Origin of the sequence: Vulgatibacter incomptus (assembly GCF_001263175.1) — a bacterium.
In the GTDB taxonomy this organism is placed as follows: domain Bacteria; phylum Myxococcota; class Myxococcia; order Myxococcales; family Vulgatibacteraceae; genus Vulgatibacter; species Vulgatibacter incomptus.
This window is the reverse complement of sequence record NZ_CP012332.1, coordinates 401,732-418,007: the sequence shown is the minus strand read 5'-3', so window position 1 is coordinate 418,007 and position 16,276 is coordinate 401,732. Positions and strand designations below refer to the sequence as shown.

The 16,276-nt window shown below is 69.8% G+C and carries 18 protein-coding genes and 1 pseudogene; 10 read left to right on the top strand and 9 right to left on the bottom strand.

What is annotated here, in order from left to right; all coding sequences use genetic code 11:
* Positions 1–242: 242 nt before the first annotated feature.
* The 5 genes from AKJ08_RS01620 to AKJ08_RS01600 all read left to right on the top strand — a co-directional run bounded on the left by AKJ08_RS01620 (position 243) and on the right by AKJ08_RS01600 (position 5,327).
* Positions 243–1,004, top strand: a complete 762-nt coding sequence (locus AKJ08_RS01620) for an SDR family NAD(P)-dependent oxidoreductase (protein WP_050724458.1) — start codon at positions 243–245, stop codon at positions 1,002–1,004.
* A 413-nt stretch (positions 1,005–1,417) separates the two neighbouring features.
* Positions 1,418–2,119 (top strand): HAD family hydrolase, encoded by a 702-nt coding sequence (locus AKJ08_RS01615; RefSeq protein ID WP_050724457.1) that lies wholly within the window; start codon positions 1,418–1,420, stop codon positions 2,117–2,119.
* Positions 2,120–2,283: 164 nt separating this feature from the next.
* Positions 2,284–3,264, top strand: a complete 981-nt coding sequence (locus AKJ08_RS01610; RefSeq protein ID WP_050724456.1) for a decaprenyl-phosphate phosphoribosyltransferase — start codon at positions 2,284–2,286, stop codon at positions 3,262–3,264.
* Positions 3,265–3,279: 15 nt separating this feature from the next.
* Positions 3,280–4,593 carry an FAD-binding oxidoreductase gene (locus tag AKJ08_RS01605; RefSeq protein WP_050724455.1) on the top strand — a complete coding sequence of 438 codons (1,314 nt, stop codon included), beginning with the start codon at positions 3,280–3,282 and terminating at the stop codon, positions 4,591–4,593.
* Complete coding sequence (locus tag AKJ08_RS01600; protein WP_050724454.1) at positions 4,590–5,327, top strand: SDR family oxidoreductase; 738 nt, start codon at positions 4,590–4,592, stop codon at positions 5,325–5,327. Before AKJ08_RS01605 ends, AKJ08_RS01600 begins: the two co-directional genes overlap by 4 nt.
* A 12-nt stretch (positions 5,328–5,339) precedes the next feature.
* On the opposite strand, the gene recO is transcribed toward AKJ08_RS01600, so the two are convergent.
* The 7 genes from recO to AKJ08_RS01565 all read right to left on the bottom strand — a co-directional run bounded on the left by recO (position 5,340) and on the right by AKJ08_RS01565 (position 10,028).
* Positions 5,340–6,092, bottom strand: a complete 753-nt coding sequence (recO, locus tag AKJ08_RS01595) for a DNA repair protein RecO (RefSeq protein WP_050724453.1) — start codon at positions 6,090–6,092, stop codon at positions 5,340–5,342.
* Positions 6,089–6,472 (bottom strand): helix-turn-helix domain-containing protein, encoded by a 384-nt coding sequence (locus tag AKJ08_RS01590; protein WP_050724452.1) that lies wholly within the window; start codon positions 6,470–6,472, stop codon positions 6,089–6,091. The genes recO and AKJ08_RS01590 overlap by 4 nt, the downstream gene beginning before the upstream one ends.
* Positions 6,473–6,476: 4 nt before the next feature.
* Entirely contained in the window at positions 6,477–7,235 is a 759-nt protein-coding gene (locus AKJ08_RS01585; protein ID WP_157370402.1) for a tetratricopeptide repeat protein, read from the bottom strand.
* 8 nt (positions 7,236–7,243) lie between these two features.
* On the bottom strand, positions 7,244–7,819 hold the full coding sequence (locus tag AKJ08_RS01580; RefSeq protein WP_050724450.1) for a hypothetical protein: 576 nt from the start codon (positions 7,817–7,819) through the stop codon (positions 7,244–7,246).
* A 127-nt stretch (positions 7,820–7,946) separates the two neighbouring features.
* Complete coding sequence (locus tag AKJ08_RS01575) at positions 7,947–8,594, bottom strand: radical SAM protein (protein ID WP_050724449.1); 648 nt, start codon at positions 8,592–8,594, stop codon at positions 7,947–7,949.
* Between the two features lie 28 nt (positions 8,595–8,622).
* Positions 8,623–9,288, bottom strand: coding sequence for a transglycosylase SLT domain-containing protein (locus AKJ08_RS01570; protein WP_205624756.1), 666 nt, complete (start codon positions 9,286–9,288; stop codon positions 8,623–8,625).
* Between the two features lie 356 nt (positions 9,289–9,644).
* A complete protein-coding gene (locus tag AKJ08_RS01565) occupies positions 9,645–10,028 on the bottom strand; it encodes a hypothetical protein (RefSeq protein ID WP_157370401.1) in 384 nt (127 codons plus the stop codon).
* Between the two features lie 118 nt (positions 10,029–10,146).
* Here AKJ08_RS01565 and AKJ08_RS01560 point away from each other — a divergent pair, with 118 nt between their 5' ends.
* On the top strand, positions 10,147–11,223 hold the full coding sequence (locus AKJ08_RS01560) for a quinone-dependent dihydroorotate dehydrogenase (protein ID WP_050724446.1): 1,077 nt from the start codon (positions 10,147–10,149) through the stop codon (positions 11,221–11,223).
* A 57-nt stretch (positions 11,224–11,280) separates the two neighbouring features.
* On the opposite strand, the gene rimI is transcribed toward AKJ08_RS01560, so the two are convergent.
* Both rimI and AKJ08_RS01550 read right to left on the bottom strand, forming a co-directional pair.
* Positions 11,281–11,784, bottom strand: a complete 504-nt coding sequence (gene rimI, locus AKJ08_RS01555; RefSeq protein WP_082342547.1) for a ribosomal protein S18-alanine N-acetyltransferase — start codon at positions 11,782–11,784, stop codon at positions 11,281–11,283.
* Positions 11,781–12,473: a SurA N-terminal domain-containing protein gene (locus AKJ08_RS01550; RefSeq protein ID WP_157370400.1), complete on the bottom strand. Its 693-nt coding sequence runs from the start codon at positions 12,471–12,473 to the stop codon at positions 11,781–11,783. The genes rimI and AKJ08_RS01550 overlap by 4 nt, the downstream gene beginning before the upstream one ends.
* 113 nt (positions 12,474–12,586) lie before the next feature.
* On the opposite strand from AKJ08_RS01550, the gene AKJ08_RS01545 reads away from it, so the two are divergent.
* From AKJ08_RS01545 to AKJ08_RS01530, 4 genes and pseudogenes are all read left to right on the top strand, one after another.
* Positions 12,587–13,552 carry a DnaJ C-terminal domain-containing protein gene (locus AKJ08_RS01545; protein WP_050724444.1) on the top strand — a complete coding sequence of 322 codons (966 nt, stop codon included), beginning with the start codon at positions 12,587–12,589 and terminating at the stop codon, positions 13,550–13,552.
* 69 nt (positions 13,553–13,621) lie between these two features.
* Positions 13,622–14,350, top strand: a complete 729-nt coding sequence (locus AKJ08_RS01540) for a HEAT repeat domain-containing protein (protein WP_050724443.1) — start codon at positions 13,622–13,624, stop codon at positions 14,348–14,350.
* Between the two features lie 104 nt (positions 14,351–14,454).
* Positions 14,455–15,393, top strand: a pseudogene (locus AKJ08_RS20795) (histidine kinase dimerization/phospho-acceptor domain-containing protein); the annotation flags it as partial.
* 515 nt (positions 15,394–15,908) lie between these two features.
* Positions 15,909–16,271, top strand: coding sequence for a response regulator transcription factor (locus AKJ08_RS01530; RefSeq protein ID WP_050724441.1), 363 nt, complete (start codon positions 15,909–15,911; stop codon positions 16,269–16,271).
* The last annotated feature ends 5 nt before the right edge of the window (positions 16,272–16,276 follow it).

The window sequence follows — 16,276 nt, the reverse complement described above, 5'->3', positions numbered from 1 at the left end:
TCCTCAACACAAATGCAAATTTCATCAGCCGCAACCCATTTGCATTCGGTTAGGACTCCTTTGACAAAACGTGGCGGGAATCGGCACGCACGGTCGCAAGGAAATCAACCGCTCGCGCAATCGTCGCGGCGCTTGCGACGCCTGCTTTTCGTGGCCAGGGTCTGCTCGTACCTGTTGAGGACCGGGCCATCGAGCCAATCAGCACTTGATCGATTCCAAATGCCGCGAGGAGGGCAGGCCCGATGTCGAAACGGCTCTCAGGAAAGGTCTGCATCATCACGGGCACCGGTAGCGGCATGGGCCGTGAAGCGGCCTTGACGTTCGCGCGCGAGGGCGCTTCGGTCGTCGGGTGCGATCTCCAGGTCGACGCGGCTCAGGCCACCGTCGAGGCGGTTCGCGCCGACGGTGGAACGATGTTGTCCCTGCAGCCATGCCATCTGAGCGAGCCAGCCGACTGTCAGGAGCTGGTCGACTTTGCGATTCGAAATTTTGGCCGGATCGACGTGCTCTTCAACAACGCCGCCAAGGGCTCCTTCAACTGGATCGAAGACATCTCGGACGAGGAGTGGGACCGCAATCGCCGGGATGAAGTGGATCTGGTCTTCTACCTCACGCGCGCTGCGTGGCCTCATCTGAAGGCCAGCCACGGGGTGGTCGTGAACACCGCCTCGCTGACCGCCCTGATGAGCTTCAAGAACCTGGGCTCTCTTGCGCACACCACGGCGAAGGCGGGCATCATCGGCATGACCCGGCAGCTCGCCATGGAAGGCCGCGAGCATGGGATTCGCGCCAATTCGATTTCGCCTGGATTGATCGAGACACCCCAGATCCGCGAACAGATGAAGGACCCGGAGTGGGCCAGTTCCATGCTCGGCAAGACGCTGTTGGGTCGTCTGGGCCGGCCGGAGGAAGTGGCGAAAGTGGCTCTCTTCCTGGCCTCCGATGACAGTTCGTACGTGACCGGAATCGACATCGTCGTCGATGGCGGAATGAAGGTCTGGTGATCGGCGGCAGTCAGTCCCGGCACCTAGATCACGTCTCTCCAACTCCCGCATCGAAGCGAAGAACACGCCCGTCCCTCCCCGGAAATTGAGGCCTGGCAGGCCAAGGTCGGCTCAACGTCTCAGCAGCGGCCAAGCGGCTGGCCCTCGCGATGATCAACGGGGGAATGGAGCCGGACGCGTGGGAGGTTGCGAACGCGGCGGCGACCAGGGTCACGCGAGAGGAGCGGGGCCCCTCGAGGCGGCGCTGTAGGTGCAGAGGGCAGAGGCCCTTCCCTTGGCAGCACCGCCTGTGCTCGATCAGCTTCCTCTCGGCTGAAGTCTGCCAGCGAGCATGATATGGCCGACGTCGCAAAGGTCCTCTTCCGCTCTCCTGCCGATGGAGCGTGGGTCCGGCCTGACTGCATGGAGATTCGATGCGTAGTTCCCGTCCCGACCGCAACACCGTTCTCCTCTTCGACATCGACGGAACCCTGGTGAGCACCGGAGGCTGCGGCCGCCGGGCGATCGAGCGCGCGTTCGAGCGGGCGTTCGGCCGCAAGGGCGAGTTCAGCTTCCCCTTCGACGGGATGACCGACCGGGCGATTGTCCGGCAGGCCCTCATGGGCAGCGGCCTCCCCGCGGACGAGGCGACCATCGACGGCTTCCTTCCGGTCTACATCGCGACGCTGGAGGAAGAGGTGGCGGTCGCGCCCTGGTATCGCCTCCACCACGGGATGCGGGAGGCGGTGGAGACCGCCGCTTCGCGGAGCGGCTTCGCGGTGGGCCTGGGCACGGGCAACGTGAAGGACGGCGCACGGGTGAAGCTCCAGCGCGTGGGGATCCACGACGCCTTCCGCTTCGGCGGCTTCGGCTGCGATCACGAGGAGCGGCCGGCGCTGATCCGCCGTGGCGCCGAGCGTGGCGCCGAGCAGCTCGGCGTGCCGCTGTCGGAGTGCCGCGTGGTGATCATCGGCGACACGCCGAAGGACATCGCGGCGGCGCGGGCGATGGGCGCCGAGTCGATCGGCGTGGGCACCGGCTCGTTCGGCCCGGCGCAGCTCCTGGCCTGCGGCGCCACCCACGCGTTTCGTGACTTTTCCCAGGACGGCGCTCTCGACGCCCTTCTGGTCGGCTGAAACGGGTGCGCCCGATCCTCCCCCGTAAAGCGCGAAGGAGGGTGGAAATCGGGGCACCGGACGGGCCAAACTGCCGGAGTGGTGAAGCGCCCTGGCGGGAAGGTCCATTCGGGAGCGGCGATCCCGGCACTGCCGGGGCGGACAGGGCGCGGAGGATCACGGGCATGAGCATGCCGAGCGTCGACGAAGGAGCGAGCGTACAGTCGCCCGTGGATTCGCAGGGCGAGGCTCGGGCATTGCTGACGGCTGAGGTCGGGACGCGCCGAGCGGGCGTGTTGCGCCACCTCGGCGCCGGCATGCGGCCGCATCAGTGGGTGAAGAACGGCTTCCTCTTCGCGCCCCTGGTCTTCGCCCACAAGCTCTTCGAGCCGGCCCTCTTGCTGCGCTCGGTGGCTGCGTTCTTCCTGTACTCGCTGATGGCCTCCGCCGTGTACCTGGGCAACGACGTCCTCGACGTGGAGGCCGACAGGCGCCATCCGGTGAAGCGCAACCGGCCGATCGCCAGCGGAAAGCTCCCGGCCTCGCTCGCCGCGGTGGTGTCCGTGGTGCTGGCGCTGGGCTCCCTCACCGGGGCGGCGCTCCTCGTCCCGGAGCTCGCCGGGGTGCTGCTCGCCTACCTGGTGATGAACGCCGCGTACTCGTGGCGGCTGAAGAAGCTGGCCTACGTGGACGTGTGCGTGATCGCGCTGGGCTTCGTCCTGCGCGTGCTCGCCGGGACCGTCGCCATCGGGGTGCCGCCGAGCAACTGGATCTTCCTCTGCACCTTCGCCCTCGCCCTCTTCCTCGGCTTCGGGAAGCGCAAGCACGAGCTGCTCTCGGCCCAGGGGAGCGGCAGGGACGCGGCGACGACCCGAAAGGCGCTGGGCGCGTACACCCTCGCCAACCTCGACATCGCCCTCGCCGGCGCCGGCGCCCTCGCGGTGGTCAGCTACTTCCTCTACACCGTGGCGCCGGACACGCTGGGGCGGTTCGGCTACCTGCTCGCCTACACCCTCCCCTTTCCCGCCTTCGGGATCTGGCGCTTCACCCGCCTGGTGGCCCACGCCACCCGCGCCAGCAGCCCCACGGAGGCGCTCATCACCGATCCCCCCTTCGTACTGAACCTGGCGGTGTGGATGGCCGCCGTGGTGGCGATCGTCTACTGAAGGTATAGATCCCGCGTGGCCGATCACGAGTCCTGGGGCCGATTTCCGAAGGCGAGTCAGCGCGCGCTGCCCGTGCAGTGGCGCGGCGATTCGCTACCCGCGAGCGACGCGACGCTCCTGCCGCATGGTCTCGGGCGGAGCTACGGCGACAGCTGCCTGAACGACGGCGGCGCGCTCCTCGCCACCCGCGGGCTCTCCCGACTGATCTCCTTCGATCGCGCGGGCGGCGTGATCCGCTGCGAGGCTGGTGTCAGCCTGTCGGAGATCCTCGACCTCGTGGTCCCGGCGGGCTGGTTCCTGCCGGTGACACCAGGCACGAAATTCGTGACCGTCGGCGGCGCCATCGCGAACGACGTCCACGGGAAGAACCACGTCGCCGACGGGACCTTCGGGCGCTTCGTCCGCTCGCTGGAGCTCCTCCGCAGCGACGGCACCCGCCTCGTCTGCAGCCCCGAGCAGAACGCGGAGTGGTTCCAGGCCACCATCGGCGGCCTCGGGCTCACCGGGCTCGTCACCTGGGCGGAGTTCCAGCTCCGGCCGATCCACAACCCCTTCATCGAGGCGCAGACCGTCCGCTTCGGCGGCCTCGACGAGTTCTTCTCGCTCAACGACGAGTCCGAGCGCGACTACGTCTACACGGTGGCCTGGATCGACATCCTGGCCACGGGGAAGCACCTCGGGCGCGGGATCTACCACCGCGGCAACCACGCGGCGCCGTTCCCGGACGGGCCGCCGCCCGTGCGCCGCCCGAGGAAGCTCACCGTCCCTTTCGACTTCCCCGGCTTCCTGGTGAACCCGCTCACCGTGCGCGCGTTCAACTTCGCCTACTACAACCAGCAGCTACGCAAGGTGAAGTCGGCGAACACGGAGTTCGAGCCCTTCTTCTACCCGCTCGACAAGGTGCTGCGCTGGAACCGCGTCTATGGAAGGCGCGGCTTCCTCCAGTGGCAGTGCGTGGTGCCGCCCGAGGCCGCGCGGCCGATCCTGGCCGAGATCGCCCGCTCGCGGGAGGGCTCGCCGCTGGTGGTCTTCAAGACCTTCGGCTCCAAGGCCTCGCCTGGGCTCCTCTCCTTCCCGAGACCCGGCGCCACCCTCGCCATCGACTTCCGCAACCGGGGCGAGAAGGTCTTCGCCCTCCTCGACCGCCTCGACGCCCTCGTCCGCGAGTCCGGCGGCGCGATCTATCCCGCAAAGGACGCCCGGATGTCGGGCGAGACCTTCCGCCGCTCGTTCCCAAAGCTGGACGAGTTCTCACGCTTCGTGGATCCTCGCTTCTCCTCCAGCTTCTGGCGCCGGGTCGACGGCGCGAACGGACGACTCTCCCCATGAGACGCATCGTGATCTTCGGCGCCACCTCCGCCATCGCGCAGGAGACGGCGAGGCTCTTCGCCTCCAAGGGGGCCCGGCTCTTCCTCGTGGGCCGAAACGCCGAGCGCCTCGAGGCGGTCGCGTCCGACCTCCGCGTCCGCGGCGCCTCCCAGGTGGAGCACGAGGTCTTCGACCTCGACCACATCGACGGGCATGGAGGGCTCATCGACCGCGCCGAGGAGCGCCTCGGCGGCCTCGACACCGCCCTCGTCGCCCACGGCACCCTCCCCGATCAGGCCGCCTGCGCCTCGGATTTCACCGTCGCCGAGGCGGCGCTGCGCACGAACTTCGTCTCGGCGGCCTCGCTCCTCACCCACCTCGCCAACCGCTTCGAGGCAAGGCGCTACGGGGCGATCGCGGTGATCTCCTCGGTGGCGGGCGATCGCGGCAGGCAGAGCAACTACGTCTACGGCTCGGCCAAGGCGGCGCTCACCGCGTTCGCGAGCGGCATGCGCAACCGCCTCCACGCCGCCGGGGTCTCGCTGGTGACGGTGAAGCCCGGCTTCGTCGACACGCCGATGACGGCCCACGTGCCAAAGGGGCCGCTCTTCGTGGGCCCCGCCGTGGTGGGCAAGGGCATCTATCGGGCGATCATGCGGGGCCGCGGAGAGGTCTACCTGCCGCGTTTCTGGTGGGCGATCATGGCGATCATCCGGTCGATCCCCGAGGCGATCTTCGTCCGGCTGAAGCTCTAAGCGCGCACCACGCTACGCCTCGAGCCCCACCTGCGCGAGGAAGTCGAGGGAGCGGAGCGGCTTTCCGACGATCTCTCGCGTGAAGCTTCGCACCAGGCCGCTGGCCGCCCGCCTCGTCCGCGGATCATCGACGGCGACACCGGCGAACGGACCCGCTGCCTGGAGCGCGCGAACCGCCTCTAGCGTCTGCGCGTCGGCCCGGATCGAGCCGGGCTGTGCCTGCCCCGCACACGCGCCACAGACGATGCCGCCGTGTGCCGGATCGAAGAGCGCGCCGCCGTCGGCCCCAGCTCCGCATAGCGCACAATCCGTGAACCGAGGCGACACACCCGCATGCCGGAGCGCCGCGAGCTCGAACGCGAGCAGGTCCTCGGGTCGCGCGGGCTCGCCGCAGAGGGCACGCAGGTAGACGGCGAGCAGGTCGAAGAGCTCCTCGTGGGGCTCGCGATCGCGGCAGAGCTCTCGGCAGAGCTCGGCGGCGTGGCCGGCGTGGGCGATCCGGCCCAGGTCCTCGCGCAGGCCGGCGTGGCCGTCGTGCAAGCTGCACGAAGCGAGGAAGAGCAGCTCCCCCCGCCGCTCCTGGAGGCGCACCTCGAGCCGGGTGAAGGGCTCGAGCACCCCGGCGAAACGCCTCTTGGACTTGCGCGCCCCGGCGGCGAAGGCGGAGAGCCTGCCCCGATCCCGGGTGAGGAAGGTCACGATCCGGTCGGACTCGCCGTAGTCGACCGAGCCGAGGACGATCGCCTCCGAGCTCCGCTCGTTCACCCCGCGGCCTTCACGACAAAGAGCAGGTAGGCCGCCAGGGCGATGAGCACCACGGCGGCGCCGAGGAAGACAAAGCGGATGGGCATCGGGCCCGCGGCGCCCTTGAGCGTGAGCCGCGGGACGCCGGTGTCCTCCGGCGGCGGAAGCCGGCTCGCGTGCTCCTCGTAGCGAAGCACCACCTCGTCGGGGTTCAGGCCGACACAGGCGGCGTAGGCGCGCAGGTAGCCGACCACGAAGGTGCGCCCAGGCAGCCGGTCGAAGCGATCGTTCTCGAGGGCCTCGATGGCGGAGGGGGAGAGCTTCGTCACCCGGATCACGTCGCCGGGCGACATTCCACGCAGCTCACGCTGCTGCACCAGGTAGCGGCCGAAGCTCTCCATCGTCTCAGCCCCCTGGGATCCTCTCCGCATGACCCGCGCACTCGACGGCGAGCTCGTCGTCCTTCGCCTTCTCCTTACAGGAGAGGAACGCGAGGCGGGCCTCGGAATCCTGGCCCTTCTCGAGGAGGAGCAGACCGCGGCGGAAATCCGCGTCGGCCACCTCGGGGCAGGACTTTCCGTAGCGCTCCACGAAGCGGAGGGCTTCGTCGACCCGGCCCTGCTCCTCCATGATCTCGCCCAGGTTGCGGTAGCCGAGGCAGAAGCCGGGGTTCACGGAGACCGCGGCGCGCAGGTGCCGGAGCGCGCCGTCGACGTCGCCCAGCTTGTACCGGCACCAGCCCAGGTTGTTCTCGACCAGGTAGGGCTCGCGGAAGAGCAGGTCGCGGCGGGCCTCCTCGAGGAGCGGGATCGCGTCGGCGCACCGACCGGTGGCCATGTACACCGCGCTCAGGTTCACCTTGGCCTCGGTGTAGTCGCGGTCGAGCTCGATCGCCTTTCGGTACTCGAGGATCGCGCGGTCGCCCTCGGCGAAGTAGATGTGGAGCAGGAGCGCGTAGAGGTTGTGGCTCTTGGGGTCGGTGGGATCGAGGGCCACCGCCTTCTCGACCTCGGCGAGGGCGGCCCGGGGATCGCCTCCGGCCACGGACTGCTGCGCGATGTCGAGGTGGGACGCCGCCAGCTTCCGATCCTTGTCGGAGATCGTACGGCAGCCCGTTGCGGCGAGCAGGAGAGAGGCGGCGGCGAGAAGGAAGAGCTTCGGCATCGTGGGCACTAGAAGCTGGCGAGCAGCCGGGCGAGCTTCGAGACGTCGACCGGCGCGAGGGGCGCCTCGTCCAGCGGCTCCACCAGCTCCTCCAGGAAGAGCTCGGGCCCGGGGGTCGCGGAAGTGATGAAGGGGGAGTTCATCGAGGGGCCCGCCGTCACCGGCTGGAGCATCGAGCTCCCGGCGAGGCGCGACGGCGCGGGATCCCGCTGGAAGGGCGGCAGGTTCCCGAGGATCTCCCACTGCGCTTCGGGCGTCAGCTCGCGAAACGGGACGTCCTCCATCATGAAGCCCATGGACTCGCAGAACTCGAGGGCCGCGTTCATCGCGCCCTGGTAGTCCCGGCGGGCCTCCTGCGCGTCGTCGGGCGTGTAGATCACGGCCTCCCGCGCCTGGGAGAGCCAGAGGTGGACGACGAGGCCCGGATGGCCCTCGGCGCTGCGCAGGCCGACGATGAAGGCCGAGGTCGCCTGGGACTCGCGGCCGGGGACCGCCACGAAGGGCGAGTTGATCGACTCCACGATGGAGAGGATGCGGTCGGGGCTCGCCTCGATGTGCTTCTGCATCGGATCGATGGAGAACATGGATCCTCTGGAGGGATTGCCCTTCCGCGGGGACGGCGCTCGGGTCCGCCCGGGCCTTCCGTCGACGGACTTCGCCAACTTCCGGACAGGCTCCCCGAAACGAGCGGGCGCGTCAAGCTTCGGGCGTTCAGACGCCGCGGGCTTCGGTGCCCCAGATCAGCTTGTGGAGCTGAATCTGCATCCGGACGTCCAGCCCCGACTCGAGGATCCACGCCGCGAGCTCGGAGAGCTCCACCTGGCCGTGGGTGGGCGAGAAGAGGAGGGCCGCGTGCTTGCCCTCGAGCTGGAGGCGCCGCACGACGTCCGCCGACCAGTCGAAGTCCTCGCGAGAGCCGATCACGAACTTCAGCTCGTCGCGGGGCCCCAGGGTCCGGAGCCAGGAGAGGTGCTCCTCCGTGGCGCACTCGCCGGAGGCCGGCGTCTTCACGTCCACGATCTTGATCACCTGCTCCGGCAGCGAGTCCCACCGCTTCTGGCCGTGGGTCTCGATCGCCACCTCGTAGCCCCGCTCCAGGAGGTCCCGAGCGAGGGCGGGCAGCTCGCGCTGGAGCAGCGGCTCCCCGCCGGTGAGGGTGACGTAGCGGGTGGGATGCCGGGCGACCTCGGCCAGGATCTCCTCGCGGCTCCGCTTCGTCCCGCCGTGGAAGGCGTACGCGGTGTCGCAGTAGCCGCAGCGGAGATCACAGCCCGTGAAGCGGATGAACACACAGGGCCGACCCATCCGGGTGGACTCGCCCTGGAGCGAAAAGAAGATCTCGGTGACGGCGAAGGACATCGTTGAACGAACGCTCGAAGGGGACCGGCTACTCCGGCGCGACCGGGGATCCGGGCGCCACGGCCAGCTTGGTGGCCGCATCCTGCCCGAAATGGGTGCGCAGGTGGCGACGTTCCCGCGCGACCTTCCGCGCGAAGGAGAGCCAGCGGTCCGGGACGGTCCCCGACGAGGCGAGCTCGCGGGCGACCGCCACCGGGCCGGCGTTCCACGCCGCCAGCGCTCGGTCGAGGCTCGAGAAGCGCCTGGTCATCAGGGCGAGGTAGCGGATGCCCAGGCGGAGCTGAACCACCTCCTCGGGCTCGAGCGCGGACTTCTCCGGGAGCTCCTCGTGCTTGACGATCTCCCGGGCGGCCACGTCGCGGATCTGGAGCAGACCCTTGGCCTGTGCCGCTGAGACGGCGTCGGGGACGAAGTCGCTCTCCACCGCGATCACGGCGAGGATGAGCAGGGGATCGAGGCCCGTCTGCCGCGACTCCTCCACCAGGGCGTTGGCGACCTGGCGGCGGAGGGAGGGCGCGAGGCTCGCCGGCGCTCGCCACTCGAGGTAGCGCGCAATCCCCTCGACCTCGGGATCGAGGGCGAAGCGCGGCTGCTCCTCGCGCTGGCTGGGGCTGAGCCGCAGGGGCGCGGACGCGAGGAGCCCGAAGACGAGCACTCCGACGACGCGCAGCGGCCAGCGGGAACGGACCTTCAAGCCTTTCCTCCGAACGGCGACCGGGATGGCCGACCTCGAACCGGCGCGCACCATAGTCGCGACCCTCCCTCACGACAAGCGCTCAAGTTGCATGAATCAACCGCCCATCAAGATGCCATCATCAGAGTGATGTCGGTCTACACGCCGAAAAATCCCATGGTCGTGGCATGTCCGCTGTTCACCGAAATCGCTTCGGGAGCACGCCAGCGACCGGATGATTCGCAAATGAAACCGACAACTTGGAGGATTCGAGCGTTGGGATGCTTCGGGGCGGAGGCGGTCCGGCGCCGCATCCGACGGACGACGGTCGGAGCAGGGGGACGCGGCCGGCCGGCGAAAGGTCCGAGCGGCGGTCCTTAGGGCAAGGGTCCGACGCCGATCGAGGGCCCGCGGGAGGCCTTCGGGCCCTGGCCCTGCCGCCGGCGCCCGACCCGCTTGAGCCTCTCGTCGAGGGCCCCGATCCGGGCGGTGAGCTCCGCGAGATCCCGATTGGTGGCGAGTCCGAGGCGGCCCAGCACCCCGGCAGGGAGCGTCCCCAGCCGAGCGAAGACGTCGCTTCCGGCCTGCTCCGCCCTCTCCCTCAGCTCGGCGAGGCGGGAGACGAGCTCCTTCGAGCGAGGGCCGTCCAGCCGCGCCCAGGCCGGCAGCTCCGCCAGGCGCCGAAGCGCCTCCCGCTCCAGCGCATCGATCGCCTCGGGCCAAGCGGTCCTGCGGCCGGAGCCCTCGCTCGAAATCCGCATCGAATCCCCCATGTGCCGCACGATCCGGCGGCTGGAACGGTTTAGGGCGCGCCAGCCGGATGTTCAATTCCTCGAAAGGGGTCGAGTCCAGACGGGGAGTCGAGGTAGATCGCCGCCCATGTACCCACTGCTCCGACCGCTCTTTTTCCTCGTCGATCCCGAGCGGATCCACCACCTCGTCGCCCGGTTCCTGCGCCTGATCGGACGCAACGTCGCCCTCGCCTCCCGGATCCGCAGGAGTAGGACCCTGGGGGATCCCCGCCTGGCGGTCCGCGCCTTCGGCCTGGATTTCCCCGGCCCCGTGGGCCTCGCCGCCGGCTTCGACAAGGGCGACGGCCTCGCCGCCGGCGCCTTCGCCCTCGGCTTCGGCTCGGTGGAGGTGGGGACGATCACGCCCAGGGCGCAGCCGGGCAACCCGCGTCCCCGGCTCTTCCGCCTCCCGCGGCAGCAGGCGCTGATCAACCGCATGGGCTTCAACAACGCGGGCGCGGAGGCCACCGCCAGCCGCTACGCCGAGCTCGCTTTCCGGCCCGGCCCGGTGGGCATGAACCTGGGCAAGAACAAGGACACGCCGTCGGAGCGGGCGCCCGAAGACTACCTGACCGCCTTCGAGACCCTCGCCGGCGTCGGCGACTACTTCGTCGTGAACGTGTCGTCGCCGAACACGCCCGGTCTACGCGACCTCCAGGCGCCCGCCGCCCTCCGCGCGATCCTCGGGCCCCTCGTGGCGGCAGCCAAGGGCCGGGGCGGCAAGCCCGTCCTCCTCAAGCTCGCGCCGGATCTCACCGATGAAGCAGTGGACGAGCTGGCCGACCTCGCCGTCGAGGAGGGCCTCGCCGGTCTGATCCTCGCGAACACGACCATCGGCCGCCCGACGGCGGAGTCGGAGGCGATCGCCCGGGAGGCCGGCGGCATGAGCGGCGCGCCCCTCCTCCCCCGCTCCCTGGAGATCGTCCGCCGCGTGCGCCGGCGCCTCGGCGATCGGCTCCCGATCATCGGCGTGGGCGGGATCTTCGGCGCGGAGGACGCCTACCGCATGATCCGGGCGGGCGCGACGCTGGTGCAGGTCTACACCGGCTTCGTCTATCAGGGCCCCGGCATGGTGAGGACGATGGAGCAGGGCCTGATCCGCCTGCTGGATCGCGACGGGCTCGCGAAGATCGCGGACGCGGTGGGCCTCGACGCAAAGGACTGAGCCGCTACGGGCCGCCGCTCCTTCGCAGAGACGGCGGCCCCGAGCAGCTCCGAGACGCTACGCCAGGTCCCGGACCATCACGATCGCGTCTTCCCGCTCCTCGGCGTAGTAGCCCTTCCGGATCCCCACCACGCGGAAGCCGAGCCCCTGGTAGAGCGCGATCGCCCCCTCGTTGCTGCGCCGCACCTCGAGGGTGGCGACGACGAGGCCCGCCTTCTGCCCGCGATCCAGGAGCTCCTCCAGAAGCATTCGCGCGATCCCGCGACGACGCTGCGGCGGATCCACCGCGACGTTCAGGATGTGGATCTCATCGACGACGACCCAGAAGATCACGAAGCCCACGATGACCGGCTCGCCATCTTCCCGAGGCTCCAGCGCCAGGAGGATCGTGGACCAGTCATGGGTGAGCTCGCGCCGCAAGAGCTCCGGCGACCACGGGTGCGCGAACGCGCGGTGCTCGAGGGCGGTCACCTCGGCCAGCTCGTCCAGGTGCATCCTGCGGAGCAGGAACCCGTCCCGCGAGGCCTCTTCTTCGTCGAAGAGGCGGGCCCGATTCCTCATCTCCCCTCCGTCCCGCCTGTGAAGCCGTGGAGCACCCGCACCTCGGCCCGGCTCCGGAGATCGTCGACGAGGGCCGCGACCACCTCTTCCCTGCGCTTCTTCTCGAGCTGGACCCGGAGCGGCTCCCGCGCGTCGGCGTAGGAGGTCGCCCCGAGCTCGGACCTCCGCGCGTCGTAGGCCGTCCGGACCTCGGCCTCGGAGACCGTGGCCCCGAGGCGGAGCCGCGAGGCAAGGTAGCGGTCGACCACGAGCTGGCGCCGGAGCACCCGCGAGAGCTCGGCCTCGGTCAGCTCGTTCCGCTCGAGGAAGCGCTCGTATCCTCCCGCGGCCTCGAGCTTGCCGCGGAAGGTCTCCAGCGCGGCGCCGAGCTCGGCGGGATCCGCCACCGCCACGGCGAGCTGCTCGGCCTCTCCCAGGAGGAGGTGCTCGGCGATCAGCCAGTCGAGGGTGGCCTTCAGGGTCTCCGGTGCGAGGGGGCCGTCGGCGGCGAGCGACGCGCCTCGGGAGACGAGGGCGATCCGGGCCTCGAGCTCCAGATCGGAGAGCGTGATCAGCGTGCGGTGGCCGCGCGAATCGCCGGTGGAGATCACGGCGACGACCCGATCCACGAGCTGACCGGCGCCGATTGGCTCGGCGCCCGCCCCGGAGGCAAGGAGGCAGAACAGGAGGAGGAAAAAAACGGAGCGCACGTCGGCGCCAATCGTAAGGCGGATGACGCGCGACCGGCAAACCGGATCGCGCGCGAGAGGGATCCACTTTCCGTTCATTTACTTTCCGGGCGTGTGGTTATCTTGGGCTTTCGATGGCAACGAACTCCGATCTATACGGCCTCCTCGGCGTGCCCAAGACCGCCACGGCGGACGAGCTGAAGACGGCCTATCGGCGCCTCGCCCGCAAGTACCACCCCGACGTCAACCCCGGGGACAAGGCCGCAGAGGAGAAGTTCAAGGAGATCAACAACGCCTTCGACATCCTCTCGGACCCGAAGAAGCGCCCCCTCTACGACGAGCTGGGCATGGACGCGGCCAAGATCGGCTGGGATCCGGAGAAGGCCGCCGCCTTCCGCCAGTGGAAGACCGGCCAGGGCGCCCCACGCGGCGGAAGCCCCTTCGATTTCGAGGGAGTGGAGGCGGTCGACTTCGGCGATCTCTTCGGCGACCTCTTCGGGACGGGTTTCGGCGGCGCCCGGCCGGGAGCCGGCTTCCGCGGCCCCGGGGTGCGGAGGCCCGAGCCGGGCCAGGACTTCGGCGAGAGGGTCGAGATCGATCTGGTCGAGGCCGTCCAGGGGACCGAGCGCCAGCTCCGCCTGCCTCGCAAAGAGGGCTCCCGCATCACCGTGAAGATCCCCGCCGGGATCGCCGACGGAGGAAAGGTGCGCCTCGCGGGACAGGGCGGCCCCGGCGTGCGCGGCGGCCCGCCGGGCGATCTCTACCTCGAGATCCACATCCGGCCCCACCCCTGGATCCGCCGTGAGGGCGACGATCTCCACGTGTCCCTCCCCCTCACGGTGGGTGAGGCCATCTCCGGCGCCACGGTCGACCTCCCGACCTTCGACGGCACGGTGCAGCTCAAGGTCCCGCCGGGAACGCAGAGCGGCAAGAAGCTGCGCCTGCGCGGAAAGGGAGTTCCCCACCTCCGCGGCACCGGGCGCGGCGATCTCTACGCGGAGGCCCGCGTGATCGTCCCCTCCGGAGATCGCGCGAAGGAGCTTGGAAAGAGCCTCGACTCGCTCTATTCGGAGTCGGTGCGAGCCGGGCTCGTACTCTAGTATCGGCGGTCGAATGATCGTCGCCGGGGCAGCGCCCATGCGCCACCGCCCCTCGAAAGGAAGTGCAGCTTGGGCCTGTTCGATTTCCTTGGAGGCAGCAAAGAGGATCGCGAAACGAAGAAGATCCGCGAGCTCTCCAAGAAGACGCAGGAGAAGTACGGCGATCCGGCGACCCGCGCTCGGGCTCTCGAGGGCCTGCGCGACATCGGAACGCCTGCGGCGATCGGCGCCCTCCTGCAGCGCTTCGGGGTGAAGACCGAGCCGGGCATCACCGACGCCGAGGAGAAGGAGTACACGCTCAGCCTAGTGACCTCGTTCGGCGACAAGGCCGTTGAGCCGGTGCTCGACTTCATCCGCCGCAGCGACAACGTCGCGTGGGCGGTGCGCTGCCTCGACGAATTGGTGCCGGAGCCTGAGCTCGTGACGCTCCTCTCGGGGATCCTGCAGAAGCTCTCGCAGGAGTACGCCCGCGATCCCGAGAAGAAGGTCGTGCTGGTGAATCGCCTCTCGACCGTCCGTGATCCCGCCATCGTCCCGGTCCTGCTGCCCCTCCTCGAGGATCCGTCCGACGAGGTCCGCACCTCCACGTTGAACAACCTGGTCTCGCAGGACGCCACCTCGGCCGCCGGCGCGATCGCGGACTGCCTCGTTCAGGCGGAGGCGCCCAGGGTCCGCGCCGCGGCCGCCGCTGCGCTGGCGGATCTCGCGGCGCCGGTGGAAGATCGCCGCGACGCGCTCGCGGGCAAGCTCCCGGCGGGCTTCGCCCTCGACAAGGACGGGATCGTCCGGCGCAGCTAAAAAGGGCCAGGGCGGAGCCGGAGGCGGAGCAAACGAAAAGAAGCGCTCTCGCGCGAAGCGCGAGCTGAAGAAATCGGGCCCGCTTCTGCGGGACTGATTTCTTCATGCGCGACGGTCCGCTGCACGACACCATCCGGAATCGTTCCTTGACCGCCCGGAAGGGCAGGCCTTACATCCACTTCTCCCGGGGGGGACCATTTGGAGGCGTCCGGTCCGCCGGCGGCCTTCCTGGAGGCCGCTTGACGACCAACGACTCGAGAAGCGGAACGCGGCGGCTCACGGGACGAAAGGCTGCGCCCGGGAAGACGGCACGCAAGGCCCCGGACCGGGAAGCAGAAGCCGCGACGCTGCCGGTGACCACCCCGCTCTTCGACGATCTCCAGGACATCCTCGCGGAGGAGCGGTCCCCCGACGCGCTCAAGAAGGGGCTCGCCGCCCTGGCGGGCGCGTTCCGCCCCCGGTCGAGCTTCGCGGTCGTCCACGACGTCGCCTTCGACAGGCTGAACGTCGCCCTGGCCCGCGGGCGGTCCGATCCCCGGGTGAAGGCCTGCTCCCCTGGCGAAGGCGCCATCGGCCGCTCTTTCGCCGACAAGGCCCAGGTGGTGGAGAAGGACGGCGCCCTCGTCGCGGTGCCGATGGTCGCCCGCGGCGAAGCGGTGGGCGTGCTCGCCATGGTCGGCGGCATCTTCGCTCAGCCGACCGGCCCCTCCGCTGACGAGCTGGCGCTGGTCCAGGCGATCGCCAACGCCTGTGGCGCCGCGCTGGACATGGGTCGGACCCGCGCCGAGCTCGAGCGCCGCACCCGTGAGCTCGAGACGGCCAACACCCGCCTGAGCGAGGGCGACCGCACCCGGGACGCCTTGCTCTCCCACATTTCCCACGAGCTCCGCACGCCGCTGACGACGATCAAGGGCTACCTGGCGATGGGCCTGAAGGGCCGCCTCGGGGAGCTCAGCGAGAAGCAGCTCAGCGTGATCGGGATCTGCGACCGCAACGCGGACCGGCTCCTGCGGCTGATCAACGACCTGCTCCTGACCGCCCGCCTCGAGGCCGGTCAGATGACGCTCGACCCCAAGGCGCTGGGCCTGCGCTCCGTCCTCCAGGAGGCGGTGCAGTTCCTGGCGGGAGACGCGGAGACCGCCAGGGTCGAGCTCTCGGTAGAGGCGCCAGAGGGTGAGGTCTTCATCCGGGGCAACCGCGACCGGCTGGTGGAGGGCTTCATGCACCTCCTCGAGCGCGGCCTGCGCGGGCGCCGCGACGGCGAGCACATCACCCTCACCCTCCTCCCCAGCGGCAGGAGCGCCTCCGTGCAGCTCCTGCTCTCCGGGATCCAGCTCCCCCCTCCGAGCTCCCTCGGCTCTTCGAGGCGTTCCGCTCCGACGGCGGCCCCGCCAGCGTCGGGCTCTCGATCGCGCGGCGGATCGTCGAGCTCCACGGCGGCCACCTGCGGGCGGAGCAGGATCCGGAGGGTCTGCGCTTCACCGTGCAGCTCCCGCTCTTCGCCGGCGCCGTCACCTCCAGCCAGGTGGCGCGGCCGCAGAGCCAGGGCGAGATCCTCGTGGTCGAGGACGACGACGACTGCCGCGACGGCATCGTGGAGTACCTCGAGGCCGAGGGCTTCCAGGTGAGGGCCTTCGCCGACGGGCGCTCCGCCCTGGAGCGGATCCAGGAGGTGCCCCCGGCCCTCGTGCTCCTCGACCTCCGGATCCCCGGCGTGGACGGCGCGGCCCTGGTCCAGGCGGTTCGCGAAGGGAAGCGCCGGGCGAAGGCGACGCCGATCTACGTGATCTCGGGCGCGATCGATGCGCAGTCCGGCACCGAAGTCGCCTGGGGCGAGCGGGTCGATGGCGTCTTCGAGAAGCCGATCAACTTCCCGTACCTGCTCGAGCGGGTCCGGGAGTACGTGACCGCCGGCTCTTGACGTAG